This window comes from Pseudomonas sp. SK (genome assembly GCF_012975065.1).
GTDB lineage: Bacteria > Pseudomonadota > Gammaproteobacteria > Pseudomonadales > Pseudomonadaceae > Aquipseudomonas > Aquipseudomonas anuradhapurensis.
Genome location: NZ_CP051857.1, coordinates 5121132 through 5144138, shown reverse-complemented (window position 1 = coordinate 5144138; position 23007 = coordinate 5121132). Strand labels below are relative to the sequence as shown.

The following is a 23007-nucleotide window of genomic DNA, read 5'->3' as shown; positions in this document are numbered from 1 at the left end:
GCCCGCAGGTGGCCACGGCGCTGCAGCTCAACGCTCGTGAACGTACGTACCCGGGGCGGCTTCGCCGGCGGCGTAGGCCCGGTTGCCCAGGCGCGTCGGCGCCTTCTTCAGCTCACCGGCGCGCTCGGCCAGCCAGCTTCGCCAGTGCAGCCACCACGAGTCGGCATGCTTGGTGGCATTTTCCTGCCAGGCCAGCGGGTCACCCGGGCGGTCGGCACCGGTCATGAAGCGCGCCTTGGGGTTGCCCGGCGGGTTGAGGATGCTCTGGATATGCCCGCTGTTGGACAACACGAATTCGATCTTGCCGCCGAACAGGTGCGCCGAGCGGTAGCACGACTGCCACGGAGTGATGTGGTCAGCGGTGCCGGCCACGCTGAAGATGTCGCATTGCACCTGCTTCAGGTCGATCGGTGTGCCACACACTTCCAGGGCATTGGGGCGGGTCAGCGGGTTGCTCTTGAACATTTCGATCAGGTCGCCATGGAAGGCGGCCGGCAGGCGCGTGGTGTCGTTGTTCCAGAACAGGATGTCGAACACCGGCGGCTCGTTGCCAAGCAGGTAGTTGTTGACCCAGTAGTTCCAGATCAGGTCGTTGGGGCGCATCCAGGCGAACACCTTGGCCATCTCGCTGCCTTCGAGCACGCCGGCCTGGTAGGAGTGGCGCTTGGCGGCCTCCAGGGTTTGCTCGTCGACGAACAGCGCCACCTGGGTATCCACGGTGGTGTCCAGCACGCTTACCAGCAAGGTCAGGGCATTGACCTTGTTCTCGCCCAGGGCGGCATAGTGGCCCACCAGGGCGGTGCAGGTAATGCCGCCGGAACAGGCGCCGAGCATGTTCAGGTCCTTGCTGCCGGTAATCGCCAGCACCGCGTCGACGGCTTCCTTGAGCGCATCGATGTAGGTCGACAGGCCCCATTCGCGCTGGGCCTTGGTCGGGTTGCGCCAGCTGATGATGAAGGTCTGTTGCTGCGAGCGCAGGCAGTAGCGCGCCAGGCTCTTTTCCGGGCTCAGGTCGAACACATAGAACTTGTTGATCTGCGGCGGCACCACCAACAGCGGACGGGCGTGTACCTGCTCGGTGATCGGGCTGTACTGGATCAGCTCCAGCACATCGTTGCGGTACACCACGGCACCTTCGCTGGTGCCCAGGTTCTTGCCCACTTCGAAGGCATCCATGTTCACCTGGCTGGGCATGCCACCGTTGTTGACCACGTCCTTGGCCAAGTTGGACAGGCCGTCCAGCAAGCTCTTGCCGCCGGTTTCGAAGAAGCGCTTGACCGCCGCAGGGTTGGACAGGGTATTGGTCGGCGCCATGGCCTCGGTCATCAGGTTGATGACGAACTGGCCGCGGCTGATGTCCTGGGGCGACAGGTCGCTGCTACCGATCCAGTCCTGCAGCTCCTTGCGCCAGGCCAGGTAGGTCTGCAGGTAGCGGCGGTAGAGCGGATTGTGGCTCCAGGCCGGGTCGTTGAAGCGACGATCATCGCTTTCCGGGGCCAGGCTGGATTTGCCCAGCAGCACATTCTTCAGCTCCAGGCCGAAGTGGGCCACATGCTTGGCGCTGTGCAGCGGTTGGCGCACGGCCTGGCGCAGCACGGTACGTGCCGAACTCAACAGGTCCTTGCGACGAATACCGATGACCGGGTTCAGCCCCAGGGTGTTTTCCGAGGCTTGCCGCTGCAGCTCATCGTTGTTCTTGTTACTCATCTACGACGCTCCGTTGTCCTGAGACGAGTACCGGTTTGCTGTGACGGGTGCACAGTGCTGAGCCCGGTACTGCTACTCGGGTGACCAGTGATAAGGAACAGCGGTGCTGCGAGGGTGCTGATTACCTGCAAGGTGATGCAGGGAACTTGCCACTCCCCATTGGTTACCCGACTTTCATGTAATGCGCAAGACAGCCCTTCATTGGGCTGTCTGTAGGGCATTCAAACAGATGATTCTAGAAAATGCGCTCTAAACCCCGGGGCCCTTGCGCTAGAGCATCAGTTTGACCACCGACTCGGCGGGGTCGCGGGATTTGCCGGCCTTGTGCAGCTCGTCGAGGTACTCGGCCCACAGTTGTTCCTGGCGCAGGCACAGCTGTTCGAGGTATTCCCAGGTGAACAGGCCGCTGTCATGGCCGTCGTCGAAGACCAGTTTCAGTGCATATTGGCCGGCAGGCTCCAGGCCGCTGAGGCCGACGTTGATCTTGCCGAACTGCAGGATGGGGTTGCCGTGGCCCTGGACCTCGGCGGAGGGGGAGTGCACGCGCAGGAATTCGGCGGGCAGGTGGTAGACCTCGCCGGGGGCATAGGTGAGGCTGAGGGTTTTCGAGGCTTTGTGCAGGTTGATGGCGGTGGGCAGGCGGGCCATGGGCAGAATCTCTCGGGAGCTGATGAAGCAAGCTTCCAGCTTATGATGGAGGGATTCAAGGGCCTCTTCGCGGGCACGCCCGCTCCCACAGGATCATCACATGCTTTGGGTCTGTGGTGATCCTGTGGGAGCGGGCGTGCCCGCGAAGCAGTCGACGCCGTTTTTACAGGATGTAACGCGACAGGTCTTCGTTCTGCGCCAGCTCACCCAGGTGGCTGTTCACATAGGCCGCGTCGATCTGGATCGGCGCTTCGTCATGGGTGCTGGCCAGGTCGCCGGCACTGAACGACACCTCTTCGAGCAGGCGCTCGAGCAAGGTGTGCAAGCGGCGGGCACCGATGTTCTCGGTCTTCTCGTTGACCTGGTAGGCGATTTCGGCCAGGCGCTTGATGCCGTCCGCCAGGAACTCGATGTTCAGCCCTTCGGTCTTCAGCAGGGCCTGGTACTGTTCGGTCAGCGACGCGTGCGGTTCCTGCAGGATACGCTCGAAGTCTTCCGGGGTCAGGGCCTTGAGTTCCACGCGGATCGGCAGGCGGCCTTGCAGCTCGGGCACCAGGTCGCTCGGCTTGCTCAGGTGGAAAGCACCCGAGGCAATGAACAGGATGTGGTCGGTCTTGACCATGCCCAGCTTGGTATTGACGGTGCAGCCTTCGATCAGCGGCAGCAGGTCACGCTGCACGCCTTCGCGGGACACGTCGGCGCCGCCAACGTTGCCGCGTTTGGCAACCTTGTCGATTTCGTCGATGAACACGATGCCGTGCTGCTCGACCGCTTCCAGGGCCTTGGCCTTGAGTTCTTCCTCGTTGACCAGGCGGCTCGCTTCTTCGTCGCGAACCATCTTCAGCGCTTCCTTGACCTTCAGCTTGCGGGCCTTGCGCTTGCCTTTGCCCATGTTGGCGAACAGGCTCTGCAGCTGGTTGGTCATTTCTTCCATGCCGGGCGGCGCGGCAATTTCGACGCCCACGGCATCGGCGACTTCGATCTCGATTTCCTTGTCGTCCAGCTGGCCTTGGCGCAGGCGCTTGCGGAACAGCTGGCGGGTGTTGGAATCGGTGCTGGTCTGCGCGGCTTCCTCGGCAAAGCTGCTGACCCGCGCCTGCGGCAACAGGGCATCGAGGATGCGATCTTCGGCGGCATCTTCGGCGCGGTGGCGCACGCGGATGATTTCTTGCTCACGCAGCATTTTCAGCGCGGCATCGGCCAGGTCGCGGATGATCGACTCGACGTCGCGGCCGACGTAGCCCACTTCGGTGAACTTGGTGGCTTCGACCTTGAGGAACGGCGCGTTGGCCAGCTTGGCCAGGCGGCGGGCGATTTCGGTCTTGCCGACGCCGGTAGGGCCGATCATCAGGATGTTCTTCGGTGTTACTTCGGCACGCAGCTCGGCAGGGAGCTGCATGCGGCGCCAGCGGTTGCGCAGGGCAATGGCCACGGCGCGCTTGGCGTCATCCTGGCCGATGATGTGGCGGTTGAGTTCGTGGACGATCTCGCGGGGGGTCATGGACATGATCAATAGGGGCCTTGGGCAGATGAGTCAGCGTGGAAAAGCCCCCGCACCGGGCGGGGGCGCCAGAACAGCTGAATCACTCGGCCAGGTCCTGCTCCTCGATGGTCAGGTTGTGGTTGGTGAAGACGCAGATGTCGCCAGCGATGTTCAGGGCGGTCTCGGCGATTTCCCGGGCGGAAAGGTCGGTCTTGTTCAGCAGGGCGCGTGCAGCGGCCTGGGCGTATGCACCGCCGGAACCCATGGCGATCAGGCCGTCTTCGGGTTCGACCACGTCGCCGTTGCCGGTAATGATCAGCGAGGCATCCTTGTTGGCTACCGCCAGCATGGCTTCCAGACGGCTCAGGGAGCGGTCGGTACGCCATTCCTTGGCCAGTTCGACGGCAGCACGGACCAGGTGACCCTGGTGTTTTTCCAGCTGGCCTTCGAAGCGCTCGAACAGGGTGAACGCATCGGCGGTGGCGCCGGCGAAGCCCGCGATGACCTGGCCGTGGTAGAGGCGGCGCACCTTCTTGGCGTTGCCTTTCATCACGGTGTTGCCGAGGGATACCTGGCCGTCGCCGCCCATGACGACTTTGCCATTACGGCGGACAGAAACGATGGTGGTCAAGGGGAGAGTCTCCACGCAGCGGGGCGAAAGTGCCTGATGCAGACTCATATGGGGGTGGGGGGAAGGATTTCAACCGTAGGGGATGAATGGTCGCGCTTGGCAGGGGGCACCGTGCAAGGGCATTCGCGGGCATGCCCGCTCCCACAGGGGACAGTGATCTGCTGTGGGAGCGGGCGTGCCCGCGAATGGCTTTTACTCAGGCCTCGTGGCAGACATGCCCGTCGACCAAGGTATACCGCACCGCACCCGGCAGGCAGTGGCCGATGAACGGGCAGTTCTCGCCTCGCGAGAACCACTGCTCGCCAGCCACGGTCGAGGCTTGCGGGTCGAACAGCACCAGGTCGGCGGCGCCGCCCGCCTTCAGCTCGCCGGCCGGCAGGCGCAGGGCCGCTGCCGGGCCGCTGCTCAGGCGTGCCAGCAGGGTCGGCAGGTCGAGCAGGCCGTCTTGCACCAACGTCATGGCCAGTGGCAGCAGCAGCTCGACGCTGCTGATGCCAGGCTCGGTAGCCCCGAACGGGGCCAGCTTGGCGTCGCGCTCGTGTGGCTGGTGGTGGCTGGAAATCGCCTGGATCACCCCCGACTTCACTGCCTCGCGCAGGCCGTCACGGTCGGCGGCGGTGCGCAGCGGTGGCTGCACGTGGTAAAGGCTGGAGAATTCATGCAGCGATTCGTCGGTGAGGATCAGCTGATACAGCGCGACATCGGCAGTGACCGGCAGGCCCAGGGCCTGGGCTTGGGCGATCAGCCGCGCGCCGCGGGCGCTGGTGATCTGGCTGAAGTGCGCACGTACGCCAGTCTGCTCCACCAGCAGCAGGTTGCGCGCCAGGGCCACGGTCTCGGCGGTTTCCGGGATGCCCGGCAGGCCAAGGAAGCTGGCCATGGCACCTTCATGGGCCAGGCCGCCCTGGGCCAGGTCGTGGTCCTGGGAGTGGAACACCACGGTCAGGTCGAAGGTGGCAGCGTATTCCAGGGCGCGCGCCAGGGTACGGTTGTTGGGGATTTCCTTGAGGCCGTTGCCGAAGGCCACGCAGCCGGTGTCGCGCAGGGCCACCAGCTCGGCCAGCTGCTCGCCTTCCAGGCCCTTGGTCAGGGCACCGATCGGGTAGACCTTGCTGTTGGCGGCCTCGCGGGCGCGGTCAAGGATCAGCTCGGCCACCGCCGAGGTGTCCAGCACCGGCTTGGTCTGCGGCGGGCAGCACAGGCTGGTGACGCCGCCGGCCACGGCAGCACGGGTTTCACTGGCGATGTTGCCCTTGCGGCTGTAGCCCGGCTCGCGCAGCGACACGCCAAGGTCTACCAGGCCAGGTGCGGCGACCAGGCCGGCGGCGTGGATCGTGCGGCTGGCGCTGAACCCGGCCGGGGCGGCGCCGATGGCGGCAATGCGGCCGCCGTCGAGGTGCAGGTCGGTGACCTGGTCGAGGCCACTGTTCGGGTCGATGACCCGGGCGCCGAGAATACTGACGGTCACTGGGCGTTCTCCTGGTCGAATTGACGTTGCGCGTTCTGCCCGCTCATGGCCATGGACAGCACGGCCATGCGCACGGCGATGCCATAGGTGACCTGGTTGAGGATCACCGAGTGCTTGCCATCGGCCACTGCCGACTCGATTTCCACGCCGCGGTTGATCGGGCCGGGGTGCATGACGATGGCGTCGGGCTTGGCGCCGGCCAGGCGCGCGGTAGTCAGGCCGAACAGGCGGTAGAACTCGCCTTCGCTGGGCAGCAGGCCGCCGGCCATGCGCTCACGCTGCAGGCGCAGCATGATCACCACATCGACGTCTTTCAGGCCTGCGGCGAGGTCGGTGTAGACCTTCACCCCGTACTGCTCGATACCAACGGGAATCAGGGTTTTCGGGCCGACCACGCGAATGTCCGGGCAGCCCAGCGCCTTCAGCGCGAGCATGTCGGAGCGGGCCACGCGCGAGTGCAGGATGTCACCGACGATGGCCACCGACAGGTTCTCGAAGCTGCCCTTGTGGCGACGGATGGTGAGCATGTCGAGCATGCCCTGGGTCGGGTGCGCATGGCGGCCGTCACCGCCGTTGATCACCGCAACTTCGGGGCACACGTGCTCGGCGATGAAGTGCGCGGCGCCGGAGTCCGAGTGGCGTACCACGAACATGTCGGCGGCCATGGCTTCGAGGTTGCGCAGGGTGTCGAACAGGGTTTCGCCCTTGCTGGTCGAGGAAGTCGACACGTTCAGGCTGATCACGTCGGCCGACAGGCGCTGGGCTGCCAGTTCGAAGGTGGTACGGGTACGGGTCGAGTTCTCGAAGAACACGTTGCACACGGTCTTGCCGCGCAGCAACGGGACTTTCTTCACGGCCCGGGCACCGACTTCGAGGAAGGAGTCGGCGGTGTCGAGGATCTCGGTGAGCAGTTCGCGGGGCAAACCGTCGAGCGAGAGGAAGTGGCGCAGCTGGCCCTGATCATTGAGCTGCAGCGGGCGCTTGGCGTCGATTGGCGTCATCGCGAGGGGACTCTTAAAGGGCGGAAGCGTTGGCGAGGTCCTGGCGCTCGAGGGCGAGCGGTGCGGGTCCGGTCAATTTTACCCGTTCATGGGGCGCCAGCGACAGGGTGGCGCCGAGCACATTCGGGCGGATTGGCAGTTCGCCGGCATCCAGGTCCAGCAGGCAGACCAGGGTGACGCTGGCCGGGCGGCCGTAATCGAACAGTTCGTTGAGTGCGGCGCGGACCGTACGGCCGCTCATCAGCACGTCATCCACCAGCACCAGGTGCTGGCCCTCCACCTCGAACGGCAGTTCGGATGGCCGCACCTGCGGGTGCAGGCCGTTCTGGCTGAAGTCGTCGCGGTAGAACGAGACGTCCAGGGTGCCCATCGGGCTGCTGTCGCCCATGGCTTCCTGCAGGGCCTGGGCAACCCAGACGCCGCCCGTGCGGATACCGATATAGCGTGGCTCGGTAATGGCCCGGCGGGCCAGGTGGGCGCGAAGGTCGACAGCCATCTGCCGAATCAGCTCGGCGGGATCGGGTAGGCTCATTGCGGGCTCCTTGGAAGGGTGCGCCGGGCGGGCCCGGCGGCAAAGATGATCAGGTGTTGGCCTCCAGCCAGCCTTGCAGCAACAAGGCGGCGGCAATGGCATCGACCGGGTTGTCACGGTAGCTGCCGCGCTGGCCGCCACGGGCCATGCGCTCGCCTTTGGCCTCGAAGGTGGTGAGGCGCTCATCGTGGGTATGTACCGGCAGGTTGAACCGGCCATGCAGGCGGCGGGCGAACTTTTCGGCGCGGGCGCTCATTTCGCTGGGGGTGCCATCCATGTTCAGCGGCAAGCCGACGACGATGGCATCAGGCTTCCACTCGGCAATCAGCTTTTCTACCTGGGCCCAGTCCGGCACACCGTTCTGCGCCTTCAGGGTGCACAGCTCGCGGGCCTGGCCGGTGACTACCTGGCCGACGGCCACGCCGATCTGTTTGCTGCCGTAGTCGAAACCCAGCAGCAGGCGTGGTTCAGGTTGCAGTTCGGCCATCAGGCGTGGCCCGCCTGGCTGGTCAGCAGGTTCAGGTTGATACCCAGGCTGGCGGCTGCGGCTTCCAGGCGCAGGTCGCTGGCCAGGCCGAAGATGATTTCCGGGTCGAACGGGCAGTTGAGCCAGGCGTTGTCGGCAAGCTCGGCTTCCAGCTGGCCCGCCTCCCAACCGGCGTAACCCAGGGTAATCAGGCTCTTCTGCGGCCCCACGCCTTCGGCGATGGCGAACAGCACATCCTGCGAAGTGGACAGTGACAGGCCCTGCAGTTCGACCGTGGCCTGGTAGCTGCATTCGCTGCTATGCAGCACGAAGCCACGGTCGGTCTGTACCGGGCCGCCTTGGTAGATCGGCACCTGCAGGGTGCTGGCCGGCGGCGCTTCGTCCGGGCGCAACTGTTCGAGGATGTCGGCCAGGTTGAGTTCCTGCGGCCGGTTCACCACCAGGCCCATGGCGCCATGGGCGTTGTGCTCGACGATGTACGTGAGGGTCTGGGCGAAGTTCGGATCGGCCATGTGCGGCATGGCGATCAGGAACTGATGCTTGAGGTAGCTCGGCGTGAGGTTTTTCATGGAGGATAGTGTGGCGCCAGGTGGCGAGGCTGACAAGGTGCTCGGCACGGCCGATTTGGGGCTGCCGCGCAGCCGTTTCGCGACACCAGGCCTCTGCTACAGGCCTCGCGCGGTCCCTGTAGGAGTGGCCTGGTGTCGCGAAACGGCCGCAAAGCGGCGCCCGGCAAGCTCGGATCAGTTACTGGACAGACGGTCCCCACGGGCAAAGCGCCAGGTGCGGATGATTTCCAGTCGGTCGAATTCGGCCAGGTCGCCGGTAAACGGCGCGAACGGCGCCGCCAGCCGCACGATGCGCTGGGCCGCCTGGTCGAGCACCGGCTGCCCGGACGACTCCAGCACCAGCACCTCGTACAATGAGCCATCGCGGTTGATCGACACCATCATCCGCAGGTTGCCGTAGATCTGCTGCCGCCGCGCCTCCTCGGGGTAGTTGAGGTTGCCCACCCGCTCGACCTTCTTGCGCCACTCTTCCTTGTACCAGGCGCCCTTGTCGCGCATGGTCGATGCGGCATTCAGGCGATGGATGCGCGGGCGCTTGGCATACATCTGCTGTTCGTTGGACAGCTCGGCTTCGAGGCTGGCGATCTGGCTCGACAGCTGCGAACTGTCGAACTCCGGCGTGGCGGCCGCAGGTTTTGGTTGCGGCTTGCTTTCCTTGGGCTTGGGCTCGACCTTCTGCGCTTTCGGCGCCTTGGTCGCCACAGCGGATTTTTCCGGCACCGGCGGGGGCGCCACTTCGGGCTTGGCCGCAGGCGGCGGGGTGACCTTGTTGATCTTGCTGTCCTGGAACGGCGCCACCTCGGTGGTGGTGGGCACCGCCTTCTTGTCCAGGGTGCCGCTACCCTGCTGGTTGTCCTGGGCCTGGAAATCGGCCTTTTCCGGCCGCTTCTCGCTCTTGAACGAGGCCAGGGTGATGTCCATGGTCTGGCGGATTTCCGCCGGCTTGACCACGGTGAAACCCACGCCAAGGATCAGCGCCAGGTGCACCAGGGCAGCCAGGAACAGGGTAAAGCCAAGCCGATCCACCGGGCGAACGCGCGGTGGCAGCAGGTCGGCGGGGATGTCGGCAGGCAGCGTCATCAGGTATCCAGCAACCGCAGGGCGGGGCAGCAGCTCAGTCGAAAAGGACCGGCATCATACCCCACTCCGCGCATTTGCTCCGCGTCGGCGGTCAGCGCGCCTTGAGCTTGCGATCAATGGCATCCATCAGCTTGCCACCAATGTCGGTGTTGTACGCCGCGTCGATCTCGCGGATGCAGGTGGGGCTGGTGACGTTGATTTCGGTGAGGTAGTCGCCGATCACATCCAGGCCGACGAACAGCAGGCCCTTTTCGCGCAGGGCAGGGCCGACCTGGGCGGCAATCCAGCGGTCGCGCTCGGTCAGTGGGCGCGCCTCGCCACGGCCGCCGGCCGCCAGGTTGCCACGGGTCTCGCCGCTGGCCGGGATGCGCGCCAGGCAGTAGTCGACCGGCTCGCCGTCGATCATCAGGATGCGCTTGTCGCCATCCTTGATCTGCGGCAGGTATTCCTGGGCCATGATCTGCTGGTTGCCGTGCTGGGTCAGCGTTTCGAGGATCACCGACAGGTTGGGGTCGCTCTTGCGGTGGCGGAACACCGAGGCGCCGCCCATGCCGTCCAGCGGCTTGAGGATCACGTCGCCGCGGCTGTCGGCGAACTCGCGCAGGATGTCCACGCGGCGGCTGACCAGGGTCGGCGCCATGCACTGCGGGAACTGCGTGGCGAACAGCTTTTCGTTGCAGTCGCGCAGGCTCTGCGGGCGGTTGACCACCAGCACACCTTCGCGCTCGGCCTGTTCCAGCAGGTAGGTGCTGTAGACGAACTCCATGTCGAAGGGCGGGTCCTTGCGCATCAGCACCACGTCCAGCTCGGCCAGTGCGCTGTCCTGCTCCTCGCCCAGCTCGAACCAGCGGGCCGGGTCGGCGAACACCTTCAGCGGGCGCATCTGCGCGCGGGCCTGGCCGGCACCCAGGTACAGGTCGCGCTGCTCCATGTAGAACAGGCTCCAGCCGCGTGCCTGGGCGGCCAGCAGCATGGCCAGCGAGCTGTCCTTCTTGTAGGAGATGGACGCGATGGGGTCCATGACAATGCCGAGGCGAACGCTCATGGGGTGGTTCCTCTTGGCGGCGCGTGGCCGCGGTAGATCGAAAGTAAAGTGGCTCAGGGTGGCGCCGTGAACGCCGCTGGTCAAGGGGCGTGGTAGATGGAACGGGCACCCGGAGTGTGCTAAAAATGCCTGTCATAGCGCTGTGCAACAGGCCTTTGGGGCTGCTGCGCAACCCTATCGCGACGCAAGGCCGCTCCTGCAGGAGATCGCGGTCCCTTGTAGGAGCGGCCTTGTGTCGCGATAGGGGCGCGCAGCGGCCCTACGATTTCCGCATTATCAGCGACGGTAGCCCAACAGATGGAACAACCCCTGAAGGTGATGGTGATCGACGATTCGCGCACGATCCGCCGCACCGCACAGATGTTGCTCGGTGAAGCGGGCTGCGAGGTGATCACCGCCAGCGATGGCTTCGATGCCCTGGCCAAGATCGTCGACCACCAGCCCAGCATCATCTTCGTCGATGTGCTGATGCCGCGTCTGGACGGCTACCAGACCTGTGCGGTGATAAAGCACAACAGTGCCTTCAAGGACACCCCGGTGATCCTGCTGTCGTCACGCGATGGCCTGTTCGACAAGGCCCGCGGCCGGGTGGTCGGGTCCGACCAGTTCCTGACCAAGCCGTTCAGCAAGGAAGAACTGCTCGATGCGATCCGTGCCCATGTGCCCGGTTTTGCCGCAACCCAACAACACGCACCCTGACTGCGCCCCGCCATGGCACGGTCTTTCTTTCCTGATGGGGAAACAGCATGGCCCGAGTTCTGATTGTCGACGACTCGCCGACAGAGATGTACCGATTGACCGGATGGCTGGAAAAGCACGGCTTCCAGGTGCTCAAGGCCAACAACGGTGCCGATGGCGTGGCCCTGGCCCGGCAGGACAAGCCAGACGCGGTGCTGATGGACATCGTCATGCCCGGCATGAACGGCTTCCAGGCCACCCGCCAGCTCAGCAAGGACCCGGAAACCAGCGCCATCCCGGTGATCGTGGTGACCACCAAGGACCAGGAAACCGACCGGGTCTGGGCTACGCGCCAGGGCGCTCGTGACTTCCTCACCAAACCGGTGGAGGAGGACGCCTTGATCGCCAAGCTCAAAGAGGTGCTGGGGGCTTGACCACCCGCCCGCAGGGCGCGTCGCTGACCGCCTTCGAGTTGTTGCTGGACATCGACCGGCGCTGCCGCCTGCTGGTCGCCGACCAGCCGCCGCAGGACCAGCGCCTGCAACAGTGGAGCGGCATCGGCTTCCGCATTGCCGGGCAGTGGTTCGTGGCGCCGATGGGCGAGGTCGCCGAGGTGCTGCGCGAACCGCGCAGTAGCCGTGTCCCCGGCGTGCAGCCGTGGGTGTGCGGGGTGGCCAACCTGCGTGGCCGGCTGCTGCCGGTGATGGACCTGAGCAGCTTCTTTGGCCTGGGCCAGGCCGCCCCGGGCAAGCAGCGGCGGGTGCTGGTGCTGGACCACGATGACCTGTTCGTCGGCCTGCTGGTGGACGAGGTCCTGGGCCTGCAGCACTTTGCCCTGGACAGCCTGCAGTTGTCGCCACCGCAACCGCTGATCAACGCCGCTGCGCCCTTCGTGCAGGGGCACTTCCCGCGTGAACGCAACTGGGCGATCTTCAGCCCCTTCGCCCTGGCCCAGGCGCCGGGCTTTCTCGATGTGGCGTTATAGGACCTGCGAACGTGAACAAGCCTGCCCCTCCCGTCACCGCGACCACCGTGACCCCACGTACCCGCAGCATTGCGCAGATCACCGTACTGTTCCTGATCCTGATCCTGTCGATCATCCTGCTGTTCGCCAACTTCGCCTACCTCAACACCCAGTCCAACTACGACAAGCAGTACATCGGCCATGCCGGCGAATTGCGCGTGCTGTCGCAACGTATCGCCAAGAATGCGACCGAAGCCGCCACGGGCAAGGCCCTGGCGTTCAAGCTGTTGTCGGACTCGCGCAACGATTTCGAACGGCGCTGGGGTTACCTGCGCGAAGGTGACAAGTCCACCGGCCTGCCACCGGCGCCACCGGCGGTGCGTGACGAGATGGAAGCGGTACGCCGTGACTGGGAAAACCTGCGCAGGAACACCGACACCATCCTGGCCAGCGAACAGACCGTGCTGTCGCTGCACCAGGTAGCGGCGACCCTGGCCGAGACCGTGCCGCAGCTGCAGGTGGAATACGAAAAGGTGGTGGAGATCCTGCTGCAGAGTGGCGCCCCGGCCAGCCAGGTGGCGGTGGCCCAGCGCCAGCTGCTGCTGGCCGAACGCATCCTCGGCTCGGTCAATACCGTGCTGGCCGGCGACGACAGCGCAGCCCAGGCGGCCGATGCCTTTGGTCGCGATGCCGGGCGCTTTGGCCTGGTGCTGGAGGGCATGCTCAACGGTAACGCGGCAATCCAGGTGACCCGCGTCGAGGATGCCGACGCCCGCACGCGCCTGGCCGAAATCGCCGAACTGTTCCAGTTCGTCGCCGGCTCCGTGGACGAGATCCTGGAAACCTCGCCCGAGCTGTTCCGGGTACGTGAAGCCGCAGGCAACCTGTTCAGCCTGTCGCAAACCCTGCTCGACGAGGCCTCGCACCTGGCCAACGGCTTCGAGAACCTGGCCGGCGGGCGTACCCTCGACACCGTCGGCGGCTACATCCTCGGCTTGCTGGCGCTGGCCTCGATCATCCTCATCGGCCTGGTCATGGTGCGCACCACCAACCGCCAGCTGCGCGAGACGGCGGAGAAGAACGAACGCAACCAGCAGGCGATCATGCGCCTGCTCGACGAAATCGAAGAACTGGCCGACGGCGACCTGACCGTGACCGTGTCGGTAACCGAAGACTTTACCGGCGCCATCGCCGATTCGATCAATTATTCGGTCGACCAGCTGCGCGACCTGGTCGCTACCATCAACCACAGTGCATTGCAGGTCGCCGCCGCCGTACAGGACACGCAGAACACTGCTCGCCAGCTGGCCAAGGCCTCGGAACACCAGGCCGAGCAGATCAGCGAGGCGTCCGAGGCAGTCGGCGACATGGTCGAGTCGATCGACCGGGTTTCGGCCCACGCCTACGAGTCGGCGAAGGTGGCCGAGCGCTCGGTGGCGATCGCCAACAAGGGCAACGAGGTGGTGCACAACACCATCAATGGCATGGACAACATTCGCGAGCAGATCCAGGACACCGCCAAGCGGATCAAGCGCCTGGGCGAGTCCTCCCAGGAAATCGGCGATATCGTCAGCCTGATCGACGACATTGCCGACCAGACCAACATTCTTGCCCTCAACGCGGCGATCCAGGCCTCGCTGGCCGGTGAGGCCGGGCGGGGTTTTGCCGTGGTCGCCGATGAAGTGCAGCGCCTGGCGGAGCGTTCCTCTTCGGCCACCCGGCAGATCGAGGCGCTAGTACGTACTATCCAGGCCGACACCAACGAGGCGGTGATCTCCATGGAACAGACCACCGCCGAAGTGGTACGCGGTGCGCGCCTGGCCCAGGATGCTGGCGTTGCCCTGGCCGAAATCGAAGGGGTTTCGCAGAACCTCGCCGACCTTATCCACAGTATTTCCGACGCTGCCCAGTTGCAGACTTCGTCGGCCGGGCAGATTTCCCACACCATGGCGGTGATCCAGCAGATCACCGCACAAACCTCCGCCGGCTCCAGCGCCACTGCCGACAGTATCCGCCACCTGGCTCGCATGGCCAGCGAGATGCGTCGTTCGGTGTCCGGGTTCACCCTGCCGCCACCTGCAGAGCCCATGACGAGCCCTAGTGAAGCGCCGCGCTGAGGAATGCCAATGGCCGTAGCTGCAATAAGCCCCGAACGCCACGATACCGTGGCGCTGGCCTGGACCAAGGCCGCCATCCTCGACTGCCTGGCCCAGGCGCGGCAGGCGCTGGAGCGCTTTGCCGGGGAACCGGGCGAGCTGTCGATGCTGGCCTTCGTGGTCGACAACCTGCACCAGGTGCACGGTTGCCTGCGCATGCTCGAGCTGCGCGGTGCCACCCGCCTGGCCGAGGAGCTGGAACTGTTCGCCAAGGCCTTGGCCGAAGGCCAGGTCAGCCCCCGAGGTGATTGCCTGGGCGCTTTGTTTCGTGGCCTGGAGCAACTGCCTTCGTACCTGGAGCGCCTGCGCGGTGCCCGCCACGACCTGCCGCTGGTGATGCTGCCGCTGCTCAATCAGCTGCGCGCGTGCCGTGGCGAGGAACCGTTGGCGCAGGCCAGCCTGATCAGCGGCGCCACGCAGCGCTTTGCCGGTGCCGACGACCTGGCCAACCTCGACCTGTCGCTGGGTAACTGGCGTGAGCAGATGCAAGCCGGGCCGGGCCGCGATGCCCTGCGCTCGGTGGTGACCGCGCTGTGTGACGACCTGATGCGGATCAAGGAACGCCTGGACCAGTTCGTGCGAGGCGACCGCCAACACAACGAGCAGCTCGATGCTCTACTGGCACCGCTACGCCACGTGGCCGACACCCTGGCGGTGCTGGGCTTCCAGCAGCCACGCCGGGTGATCATCGACCAAGTGCTGACGCTGCAGGCGCTGGCCCAGGGCGAGCGAGCAGTGGATGACGCGGTGTTGATGGACGTGGCGGGGGCGCTGCTGTACGTCGAGGCTACGCTGAACGGCATGGTCGGCCCGCTGGAGGAGAACGGCCAGGGCGGCCTGCCGGGCTCGGACCTGGCCGAGATCCGCCAACTGGTGCTGAACGAGGCGCTGAACGTGCTGCAACAGGCCAAGGACCTGATCGGCGATTGCCTGGAGTCCGGTTGGCCACGGCAACGCCTGCAGCCCTTGCCGGGGTTGTTGCAGCAGGTTCGCGGGGCGCTGGCGATGTTGATGCTGCCGGCCGTGGCCGAACTGTTCGATGGTTGCGCCGGTTATGTACAGCGCTGGCTGCAGCACCTGGAGGTGGAGCCGCCAGGCGACGAGCTGACGCACCTCGCCGAAGCCTTGAGCGCAGCCGAATGCTACCTGCAATGGCGGGTCGCCGACCCGTTGGCCGATGGCCAGCCGTTCATCGACATGGCCCGCGTCAGCCTGGCGACGCTGGGCGTGCAGTGCACCCAGGTCGATGCCACTGCAAGCCACGATGGTAGCGCCGATGGCATTGATGACGAGCTGCGCGAAGTGTTTCTCGACGAAGCGGGTGAATTGCTGCCGGAAATCGAGCGCCACTGGCTGCGCTGGCGGGCCGACAACCAGCAGCATGAGGCACTGAAGGAAATGCGCCGTGCGCTGCATACGCTCAAGGGCAGTGGCCGCATGGTCCATGCCGAGGCGGTGGCCGAGCTGGCCTGGGGCGCCGAGCACCTGCTCAACCGGGTGCTCGAGGGCCGCAGCGTGCTCAGCCCGGAAGGCGTGGTGGCCTTGCAGCGGGTGTTCGTCCACCTGCCCGACCTGCTGGCCGATTTTGCCGCCGGCCAGTTGCCGCAACTGAGCGAAATCGAGCAACTGGCCGGGCACCTGCATGCCCTGGCCGAAAACGCTGCGCCGTTGGCAGCGGACCTGGGCGGCCTCGACCCGCAATTGCTGGACATCTTCCGCAGCGAGGCGCAGGGCCACCTGGCCAGCCTGGATGCTTTCCTGCGCGATGCCGGCGACCACGACACGCCGGTCAGCGATGGCCTGCAGCGCGCCTTGCACACGCTCAAGGGCAGCGCGGCCATGGCCGGCGTCATGCCGGTGGCCGAACTGGCCACTGCCTTCGACCGCCTGGCGCGTGAATACAAGGGCCACCAGCTGCCGCTGCAAATGGCCGAGATCGAATGGCTGGAAGCCGCGCGCTCGCTGTTTCACCTGGGCCTGGCGCAACTCGACAGCACGCCGCTGGCAGCCATCCCCGGCGCCGCCGAGCTGATTGAGCAGGTCGGCCAGGTGGTGGACGAACGCCTGGCCAGCTTGCATGACGACCCGCAGCATGCGCGGCGCAGCAAGCGTGACCCGCAGCGGGTGGCCAGTTTCCTGGCCCAGGCCATGGATATCCTGCTGGATGCCGAATCGTTGCTGTCGCGCTGGCGTCAGCAGCCCGGCCAGCGCGACCCGCTGGACACCCTGCTCGACCAGCTCACCACCCTGGGCCACGCGGCACACCTGGCCGACCTGCGGCAAATGGACGATGTGTGCGAGGCCCTGCTCGACCTGTACGGTGCCGTGGAGGAGGGCAGCCTGCCCGCCGATGCGCGCTTCTTCGCCCAGGCCCAGCAGGCCCATGAAGCCCTGCTGGACATGCTCGACGAGGTGGCGGCCGGGCAGGACATTGCACCCCGCGCCGAGCTGGTCGACAGCCTGCGTAATCTGCTGGACCAGGCCCTGGCGCCGGAGGCCACTGGCCTGGTTGGCATCGACACGGTCACGCCGCTGCACCCGGACATGGACCTGGGCGCTGCCCTGGGCCTGGGGCTGGCGCACAAGCCTGTGCCGCCGGCTGCGGCGGAGCCGCTGGTCGAAGAGCCGGAAAGCCCTGGCGCAGAGCTGCTGGAAGTGTTCCTTGAGGAAAGCTCGGACATCGTCGAGAGCGCGGCTGCGGCGTTGGCCCGCTGGCAGGCCGACCCGCGCAGCAGCGTCGAGGTGGACAACCTCATGCGCGACTTGCACACCCTCAAAGGTGTGGCACGCATGGTCGAGATCGCGCCAATCGGCGACCTGGCCCATGAGCTGGAGTTTCTCTACGAGCTGTTGGCCGCGGGGCGCCTGCCGCCGAGTGCGCCGCTGTTCGCCCTGTTGCAGAACTGCCATGACCGCCTGGCGCACATGCTCGATGCCGTGCGCCTGGGCCAGCCGCTGCATGCCGCCACGGCGCTGATCGACTACATCCGCAACTTCAGCAGCGCGGCGCTGACCGACAGTGCTGCGGGCCAGGGGCCGGTCGGTGCCGCTGCCAGCGAGGCGCCAGCGGCGGTACCGGAGCGGGCGCCAGGCGACATGGTCAAGGTCGATGCCGAGCTGCTCGACGAACTGGGCAACCTGGCCGGTGAACACTCGATCATCCGTGGGCGCATCGAGCAGCAGGTCAACGATGCCCAGTTCACCCTCAACGAGATGGAAACCACCCTCGAGCGCATGCGCGACCAGTTGCTGCGCCTGGACATCGAGACCCAGGGGCGGATTTCCAGCCGCCAGCAGTTCGAAGGCGATGCCTATGACGACTTCGACCCCCTGGAGATGGACCGTCATTCGCAGCTGCAGCAGCTGTCGCGGGCCCTGTTCGAGTCCGCCTCGGACCTGCTCGACCTCAAGGAAACCCTGGCCCAGCGTGCCCAGGAGGCGCACAGCCTGCTGCAACAGCAGGCGCGGGTGAACAGCCAGTTGCAGGAAGGCCTCACCGCCACCCTGATGGTGCCCTTCGAGCGCCTGGTGCCGCGCCTGCAGCGCGTGGTACGGCAGGTGGCCAGCGAGTTGGGCAAGCAGGTCGAACTGGTGGTCGGCAATGCCGAGGGCGAGCTGGACCGCAGCGTGCTCGAACGCATGGTGGCGCCGCTGGAGCACATGCTGCGCAATGCCGTCGACCATGGCCTGGAAAGCCGGGAAATGCGCCTGGCTGCCGGCAAGCCGGAGCAGGGCACCATTCACCTGAATTTACTGCACGAAGGCGCCGACATCGTCATCGAAATGACCGACGACGGTGCCGGCGTGCCGCTGGAAGCGGTGCGACGCAAGGCCATCAAGCGCGGCCTGCTGGACCCGCAGGCACATTTGAGCGATCACGAAATCCTCCAGTTCATCCTGCGGCCGGGCTTTTCCACTGCCGAGAAGATCACCCAGATTTCCGGCCGCGGCCTGGGCATGGACGTGGTCCACGAAGAGGTCAAGCAACTGGGCGGCTCGATGAGCATCGAATCGGCCCCAGGCAAGGGCGCGCGCTTCCTGATTCGCCTGCCGTTCACCGTGTCGGTCAACCGTGCGCTGATGGTGCATCTGGGTGAAGAGCAGTACGCCATCCCGCTGAACACCATCGAGGGCATCGTCCGCGTGCCGCCCGCCGAACTGGCGGCGTGCTACCAACTGGACGTGCCACGTTATGTGTACGCCGGCCATGAATACGAGTTGCGTTATCTGGGCGAACTGCTGCAAGGCATGCCGCGCCCGGCCTTGCTGGGGCAAAGTGTGCCGCTGCCGGTGCTGCTGGTGCATTCCCAGGAACAATCGTTTGCGATCCAGGCTGACGCCCTGTCGCCCAGCCGGGAAATCGTGGTGAAGAGCCTGGGGCCGCAGTTTGCTGCGGTTGCCGGTTTGTCGGGGGCGACATTGCTGGGCGATGGCCGTGTGGTGCTGATTCTCGACCTATTGGGCCAGTTGCGTGGCCAGCAGCGGCGCCTGGCGCGCCTGCCGGGTGGCGGTGCGGCCCAGCGCCAGGTAGTCGGGCCGGCGCCGCGGCGGGCCTTGCTGGTGATGGTGGTGGACGACTCGGTCACCGTGCGCAAGGTCACCAGCCGCCTGCTCGAGCGGCATGGCATGAGCGTGCTGACGGCCAAGGACGGGGTCGATGCCATGGCCCTGCTGGAAGAGCACCGCCCGGATGTGCTGCTGCTGGATATCGAGATGCCGCGCATGGATGGTTTCGAGGTCGCCACGCGCATCCGCCGCGACGAGCGGCTGAAAGACCTGCCGATCATCATGATCACCTCGCGCACCGGGCAGAAGCACCGCGACCGAGCCATGGCCATCGGCGTCAATGAATACCTTGGCAAGCCGTATCAGGAATCGGTCCTGCTGCAGAGCATCGCCCACTGGAGCCAGGCCCATGCTTGAACTGATCGCCGGCCAGCGCAGCAGCCTGACCGGGCTGTTGCTGCCGTTGGGTGACCGTACCCTGGTGTTGCCCAATGTCGCGGTGGCCGAGTTGAGCGGCCAGCGCAACGTGCTGTGCCAGCGCGGCGAACCGGCCTGGCACCTGGGCTGGATCGACTGGCGCCAGCAGCGCCTGCCGCTGATCGGCTTCGAGGCCGCCTGCGGTGGCGAGACCCCCTGCGGCGAGCGGGCCCGTGTGGTGGTGCTGAATGCCCTGGGTGATACCGGCCTGCGCTACCTGGCGCTGCTGCTGCAGGACATCCCGCGCTCGTGCAAGCTCGACAGCCAGCTGAACTATGTGGACGTGGCGCTGGGCCGCCTGGAACTGGCCGCGGTGCAGGTGGGCGAGCAGGTGGCGCGGGTGCCGGACCTGGTCGGGCTGGAGCGGCTGGTGCGTGACGCTGATCTGCAACCTGACCTTGGTTAGGATATGAAGCAAAGCGCTTGGTCGTTTGGCTGACGCGGTCGTTGTAGGAGCGGCCTTGTGTCGCGAAAGGGTCGCGAAGCGGCCCCAGGATCTCATTGCCACGGCATAAATTGCAGGGGCTGCTCCGCAGCCCTTTCGCGACACAAGGCCGCTCCTACAGGGCGCGTGCGAGCCTGACAGGCCGCGATAGGGCCGGAACAGACTGGCGCAGGAACCCAGCCCAGCGCAGGAGGTCTGTGTTTGCATGTACTACGGTGAACGCTTCAACGCCTGGACTCACCTGGTCGGTGCTGTCCTGGCCTGTATCGGTGCCATCTGGCTGATCGTGGCCGCGGGCCTGCAAGGCGACCCGTGGAAGATCGTCAGCTTTTCCATCTACGGCAGTACCCTGCTGTTGCTGTACAGCATCTCTACCCTGTACCACAGCACCCGTGGGCGGGCGAAGGTGATCATGCGCAAGCTCGATCACTTGTCGATCTACCTGCTGATCGCCGGCAGCTATACGCCGTTCTGCCTGGTCAGCTTGCGCGGCCCGTGGGGCTGGAGCCTGTTCGGCATCGTCTGGGGGCTGGCAGTAATCGGCATGCTGCAGGAGATCAAGCCGCGCTCGGAGGCGCGCATCCTGTCGATCATCATCTATGCGGTGATGGGCTGGATCGTGCTGGTGGCCGTGCAGCCGCTGCTGCACGCGCTGGGCACTGCCGGCTTCGCCTGGCTGGCTGCCGGCGGTGTGTTCTACACCGTCGGCATCCTGTTCTTTGCCTTCGACAGCCGCTTCCGCCACTGGCACGGCATCTGGCATCTGTTCGTGATTGCCGGCAGCCTCATGCACTTCGTGGCGGTGTCGTTCTATGTGCGTTAGCTAGAAGTCGCCCCACAACTGCTGCGCCACCGACAGGGCTACCACGGGGGCGGTTTCGGTACGCAGCACCCGTGGCCCGAGGCGCGCGGCGTGGAAGCCAGTGGCTTTGGCCTGGTCAACCTCTGCCTCGCTCAGGCCGCCCTCCGGGCCGATCAGGAAGGCCAGCGTGGCCGGCCTGGCATGGCTGGTGAGGGGTTCGGCGACTGGGTGCAAAACCAGTTTCAGGTCGGCCTTGGCACTGTTCAACCATTCGCCCAGGGTTACCGGCGGGTGGATGACTGGCAAGGTCGAGCGACCGCACTGTTCGCAGGCACTGATCGCTACCTGGCGCCAATGGGCCAGGCGCTTGTCGGCGCGTTCGTCCTTCAGCCGCACTTCGCAACGTTCGCTGACGATCGGGGTGATTTCATTTACCCCCAGTTCGGTGGCCTTCTGGATCGCCCAGTCCATGCGCTCGCCGCGGGACAGCCCCTGGCCGAGATGGACATGCAGCGGTGAATCGGCCTGGCCGGCAAGGGCCTGGTCGAGGCTGACGCGCACGGTTTTCTTGCCCACTTCGAGCAGCTGGCCACGGTACTCCTGGCCGCTGCCGTCGAACAGCTGCACGGCGTCGCCGGGGGCCATGCGCAGCACGCGGCCGATGTAGTGGGCCTGGGCTTCGGGCAGGTCGTGCTCGCCGAGGCTCAGGGGGGCGTCGATGAAGAAACGGGACAGTCTCATGGGGTGCTCGTAGGAAAAGGTGTACTCGTCCCTTGTAGGAGCGGCCTTGTGTCGCGAAAGGGCCGCGCAGCGGCCCCGGCGGTTTGTACATCACCGCTGAAATACTGGGGCTGCTACGCAGCCCTTTCGCGACACAAGGCCGCTCCTACAAGGGGTATGCGGTCAGGTCTGCAAGCCTAGCCCGGGTCGCGGAAGTCGGGGTGGAAGTTGGCCGGTACCGCCACGCTGACGCTTTCACGGGTGGCGATGTCGATACCCTCGCTGGCCACTTCGGCGAGGAAGTCGATCTGCTCCGGGGTGATCACATAAGGCGGCAGGAAGTACACCACGCTGCCCAGCGGGCGCAGCAGGGCACCACGGGTCAGGGCATGCTCGAATACCTTCAGGCCGCGTCGCTCCTGCCACGGGTAGGCGACCTTGCCGGCCTTGTCCTTGACCATCTCGATGGCCAGGGCCATGCCGGTCTGGCGGATTTCGGCGACATGGGCATGCTCGGCCAGGTGTGCGGTGGCACTGGCCATGCGCGCAGCCAGGCCCTTGTTGGCTTCGATCACGTTGTCCTGCTCGAATATGTCCAGCGTCGCCAGTGCGGCAGCACAGGCCAGCGGGTTACCGGTATAGCTGTGCGAGTGGAGGAACGCGCGCAGGGTCGGGTAGTCGTCGTAGAACGCCTGGTAGACCTTGTCGGTGGTCAGGCATGCGGCCAATGGCAGGTAGCCACCGGTCAGGGCTTTGGACAGGCACAGGAAGTCCGGGCGGATGCCGGCCTGCTCGCAGGCGAACATCGTGCCGGTGCGGCCGAAGCCCACGGCGATCTCGTCGTGGATCAGGTGCACGTCGTAGCGGTCGCAGGCCTCGCGCAGCAGCTTGAGGTACACCGGGTGGTACATGCGCATGCCGCCAGCGCCCTGGATCAACGGCTCGACGATTACCGCACTGATCGAGGCGTGGTGTTCGGCCAGGGTCTGCTCCATGGCCTGGAACATGTTGCGCGAATGCTCCTCCCAGCTCATGCCTTCGGGGCGCAGGTAGCAATCGGGGCTGGGCACCTTGAGGGTGTCGAGCAGCAACGCCTTGTAGGTTTCGGTGAACAGCGGCACGTCGCCGACCGACATCGCCGCGATGGTTTCGCCATGGTAGCTGTTGGTCAGGGTTACGAAGCGCTTCTTGCCGGGTTTGCCGACGTTCTGCCAGTAGTGGAAGCTCATCTTCAGCGCCACTTCGATGCACGACGAACCGTTGTCGGCATAGAACACCCGGTCGAGCCCGGCCGGGGTCATGGCCACCAGGCGCTCGGACAGCTCGATCACTGGCTGATGGCTGAAACCGGCCAGGATCACGTGTTCCAGCTGGTCGACCTGATCCTTGATGCGCTGGTTGATACGCGGGTTGGCGTGACCGAACACGTTGACCCACCAGCTGCTCACCGCATCCAGGTAGCGCTTGCCTTCGAAGTCTTCCAGCCACACGCCTTCGCCGCGCCGGATCGGGATCAGCGGCAGCTGCTCGTGGTCTTTCATCTGGGTACAGGGGTGCCACAGGACCTTGAGGTCACGTTGCATCCACTGATCATTGAGGCCCATGGGC

General features: G+C 65.7%; 20 protein-coding genes. 7 read left to right on the top strand and 13 right to left on the bottom strand.

Features of this window, described 5'->3' with window-relative positions; translation table 11 throughout:
• Positions 1 to 27: 27 nt before the first annotated feature.
• The 11 genes from phaC to gshB all read right to left on the bottom strand — a co-directional run bounded on the left by phaC (position 28) and on the right by gshB (position 10651).
• Positions 28 to 1707: a class II poly(R)-hydroxyalkanoic acid synthase gene (gene phaC, locus HG549_RS23465; protein ID WP_170033202.1), complete on the bottom strand. Its 1680-nt coding sequence runs from the start codon at positions 1705 to 1707 to the stop codon at positions 28 to 30.
• A 270-nt stretch (positions 1708 to 1977) separates the two neighbouring features.
• Positions 1978 to 2355 (bottom strand): gamma-butyrobetaine hydroxylase-like domain-containing protein, encoded by a 378-nt coding sequence (locus HG549_RS23460; RefSeq protein ID WP_085621741.1) that lies wholly within the window; start codon positions 2353 to 2355, stop codon positions 1978 to 1980.
• A gap of 163 nt (positions 2356 to 2518) precedes the next feature.
• A complete protein-coding gene (gene hslU, locus HG549_RS23455) occupies positions 2519 to 3862 on the bottom strand; it encodes an ATP-dependent protease ATPase subunit HslU (RefSeq protein WP_170033200.1) in 1344 nt (447 codons plus the stop codon).
• Between the two features lie 76 nt (positions 3863 to 3938).
• The gene (hslV, locus tag HG549_RS23450; protein WP_025340909.1) at positions 3939 to 4469 is read right to left on the bottom strand and encodes an ATP-dependent protease subunit HslV; all 531 of its coding nucleotides are present in this window, start codon (positions 4467 to 4469) and stop codon (positions 3939 to 3941) included.
• A 196-nt stretch (positions 4470 to 4665) separates the two neighbouring features.
• Positions 4666 to 5937, bottom strand: a complete 1272-nt coding sequence (locus HG549_RS23445; protein ID WP_170033198.1) for a dihydroorotase — start codon at positions 5935 to 5937, stop codon at positions 4666 to 4668.
• Positions 5934 to 6938 (bottom strand): aspartate carbamoyltransferase catalytic subunit, encoded by a 1005-nt coding sequence (locus HG549_RS23440; protein WP_170033196.1) that lies wholly within the window; start codon positions 6936 to 6938, stop codon positions 5934 to 5936. Before HG549_RS23440 ends, HG549_RS23445 begins: the two co-directional genes overlap by 4 nt.
• A 13-nt stretch (positions 6939 to 6951) precedes the next feature.
• On the bottom strand, positions 6952 to 7470 hold the full coding sequence (gene pyrR / locus HG549_RS23435; RefSeq protein ID WP_170033194.1) for a bifunctional pyr operon transcriptional regulator/uracil phosphoribosyltransferase PyrR: 519 nt from the start codon (positions 7468 to 7470) through the stop codon (positions 6952 to 6954).
• A 49-nt stretch (positions 7471 to 7519) separates the two neighbouring features.
• Positions 7520 to 7957 carry a Holliday junction resolvase RuvX gene (ruvX, locus tag HG549_RS23430; protein WP_170033192.1) on the bottom strand — a complete coding sequence of 146 codons (438 nt, stop codon included), beginning with the start codon at positions 7955 to 7957 and terminating at the stop codon, positions 7520 to 7522.
• The gene (locus HG549_RS23425) at positions 7957 to 8526 is read right to left on the bottom strand and encodes a YqgE/AlgH family protein (RefSeq protein ID WP_170033190.1); all 570 of its coding nucleotides are present in this window, start codon (positions 8524 to 8526) and stop codon (positions 7957 to 7959) included. The genes ruvX and HG549_RS23425 overlap by 1 nt, the downstream gene beginning before the upstream one ends.
• 174 nt (positions 8527 to 8700) lie before the next feature.
• Entirely contained in the window at positions 8701 to 9606 is a 906-nt protein-coding gene (locus tag HG549_RS23420; protein ID WP_170033188.1) for an energy transducer TonB, read from the bottom strand.
• 91 nt (positions 9607 to 9697) lie between these two features.
• Entirely contained in the window at positions 9698 to 10651 is a 954-nt protein-coding gene (gene gshB, locus HG549_RS23415) for a glutathione synthase (RefSeq protein WP_170033186.1), read from the bottom strand.
• 297 nt (positions 10652 to 10948) lie between these two features.
• On the opposite strand from gshB, the gene HG549_RS23410 reads away from it, so the two are divergent.
• The 7 genes from HG549_RS23410 (at position 10949) to HG549_RS23380 (ending at position 20700) form a co-directional block, all read left to right on the top strand.
• A complete protein-coding gene (locus tag HG549_RS23410; RefSeq protein WP_170033184.1) occupies positions 10949 to 11350 on the top strand; it encodes a PleD family two-component system response regulator in 402 nt (133 codons plus the stop codon).
• 47 nt (positions 11351 to 11397) lie between these two features.
• Positions 11398 to 11763 (top strand): twitching motility response regulator PilH, encoded by a 366-nt coding sequence (gene pilH / locus HG549_RS23405; RefSeq protein ID WP_170033182.1) that lies wholly within the window; start codon positions 11398 to 11400, stop codon positions 11761 to 11763.
• On the top strand, positions 11760 to 12314 hold the full coding sequence (locus tag HG549_RS23400; RefSeq protein WP_170033180.1) for a chemotaxis protein CheW: 555 nt from the start codon (positions 11760 to 11762) through the stop codon (positions 12312 to 12314). Before pilH ends, HG549_RS23400 begins: the two co-directional genes overlap by 4 nt.
• 47 nt (positions 12315 to 12361) lie before the next feature.
• Positions 12362 to 14410 carry a methyl-accepting chemotaxis protein gene (locus HG549_RS23395; RefSeq protein ID WP_256666141.1) on the top strand — a complete coding sequence of 683 codons (2049 nt, stop codon included), beginning with the start codon at positions 12362 to 12364 and terminating at the stop codon, positions 14408 to 14410.
• Between the two features lie 9 nt (positions 14411 to 14419).
• A complete protein-coding gene (locus HG549_RS23390) occupies positions 14420 to 19372 on the top strand; it encodes an Hpt domain-containing protein (RefSeq protein ID WP_170033176.1) in 4953 nt (1650 codons plus the stop codon).
• Positions 19365 to 19838: a chemotaxis protein CheW gene (locus HG549_RS23385; RefSeq protein ID WP_170033174.1), complete on the top strand. Its 474-nt coding sequence runs from the start codon at positions 19365 to 19367 to the stop codon at positions 19836 to 19838. The genes HG549_RS23390 and HG549_RS23385 overlap by 8 nt, the downstream gene beginning before the upstream one ends.
• A 244-nt stretch (positions 19839 to 20082) precedes the next feature.
• Positions 20083 to 20700, top strand: a complete 618-nt coding sequence (locus tag HG549_RS23380) for a hemolysin III family protein (RefSeq protein WP_170033172.1) — start codon at positions 20083 to 20085, stop codon at positions 20698 to 20700.
• On the opposite strand, the gene HG549_RS23375 is transcribed toward HG549_RS23380, so the two are convergent.
• Together HG549_RS23375 and HG549_RS23370 are read right to left on the bottom strand one after the other, a co-directional pair.
• Complete coding sequence (locus HG549_RS23375) at positions 20701 to 21420, bottom strand: 16S rRNA (uracil(1498)-N(3))-methyltransferase (RefSeq protein ID WP_170033170.1); 720 nt, start codon at positions 21418 to 21420, stop codon at positions 20701 to 20703.
• Between the two features lie 176 nt (positions 21421 to 21596).
• The gene (locus HG549_RS23370) at positions 21597 to 23003 is read right to left on the bottom strand and encodes an adenosylmethionine--8-amino-7-oxononanoate transaminase (RefSeq protein WP_170033168.1); all 1407 of its coding nucleotides are present in this window, start codon (positions 23001 to 23003) and stop codon (positions 21597 to 21599) included.
• Positions 23004 to 23007 lie beyond the last annotated feature (4 nt).

Excerpts from the sequence above, each read along its gene's own strand:
- phaC (WP_170033202.1), bottom strand. The coding sequence starts at position 1,707 with ATGAGTAACAAGAACAACGATGAGCTGCAGCGGCAAGCCTCGGAAAAC.
- HG549_RS23375 (WP_170033170.1), bottom strand. The coding sequence starts at position 21,420 with ATGAGACTGTCCCGTTTCTTCATCGACGCCCCCCTGAGCCTCGGCGAG.
- HG549_RS23425 (WP_170033190.1), bottom strand. The coding sequence starts at position 8,526 with ATGAAAAACCTCACGCCGAGCTACCTCAAGCATCAGTTCCTGATCGCC.
- ruvX (WP_170033192.1), bottom strand. The coding sequence starts at position 7,957 with ATGGCCGAACTGCAACCTGAACCACGCCTGCTGCTGGGTTTCGACTAC.
- HG549_RS23460 (WP_085621741.1), bottom strand. The coding sequence starts at position 2,355 with ATGGCCCGCCTGCCCACCGCCATCAACCTGCACAAAGCCTCGAAAACC.
- HG549_RS23410 (WP_170033184.1), top strand. The coding sequence starts at position 10,949 with ATGGAACAACCCCTGAAGGTGATGGTGATCGACGATTCGCGCACGATC.
- gshB (WP_170033186.1), bottom strand. The coding sequence starts at position 10,651 with ATGAGCGTTCGCCTCGGCATTGTCATGGACCCCATCGCGTCCATCTCC.
- HG549_RS23380 (WP_170033172.1), top strand. The coding sequence starts at position 20,083 with ATGTACTACGGTGAACGCTTCAACGCCTGGACTCACCTGGTCGGTGCT.
- HG549_RS23385 (WP_170033174.1), top strand. The coding sequence starts at position 19,365 with ATGCTTGAACTGATCGCCGGCCAGCGCAGCAGCCTGACCGGGCTGTTG.
- hslU (WP_170033200.1), bottom strand. The coding sequence starts at position 3,862 with ATGTCCATGACCCCCCGCGAGATCGTCCACGAACTCAACCGCCACATC.
- pyrR (WP_170033194.1), bottom strand. The coding sequence starts at position 7,470 with ATGAGCCTACCCGATCCCGCCGAGCTGATTCGGCAGATGGCTGTCGAC.
- HG549_RS23390 (WP_170033176.1), top strand. The coding sequence starts at position 14,420 with ATGGCCGTAGCTGCAATAAGCCCCGAACGCCACGATACCGTGGCGCTG.
- HG549_RS23370 (WP_170033168.1), bottom strand. The coding sequence starts at position 23,003 with ATGGGCCTCAATGATCAGTGGATGCAACGTGACCTCAAGGTCCTGTGG.
- HG549_RS23440 (WP_170033196.1), bottom strand. The coding sequence starts at position 6,938 with ATGACGCCAATCGACGCCAAGCGCCCGCTGCAGCTCAATGATCAGGGC.
- HG549_RS23420 (WP_170033188.1), bottom strand. The coding sequence starts at position 9,606 with ATGACGCTGCCTGCCGACATCCCCGCCGACCTGCTGCCACCGCGCGTT.
- pilH (WP_170033182.1), top strand. The coding sequence starts at position 11,398 with ATGGCCCGAGTTCTGATTGTCGACGACTCGCCGACAGAGATGTACCGA.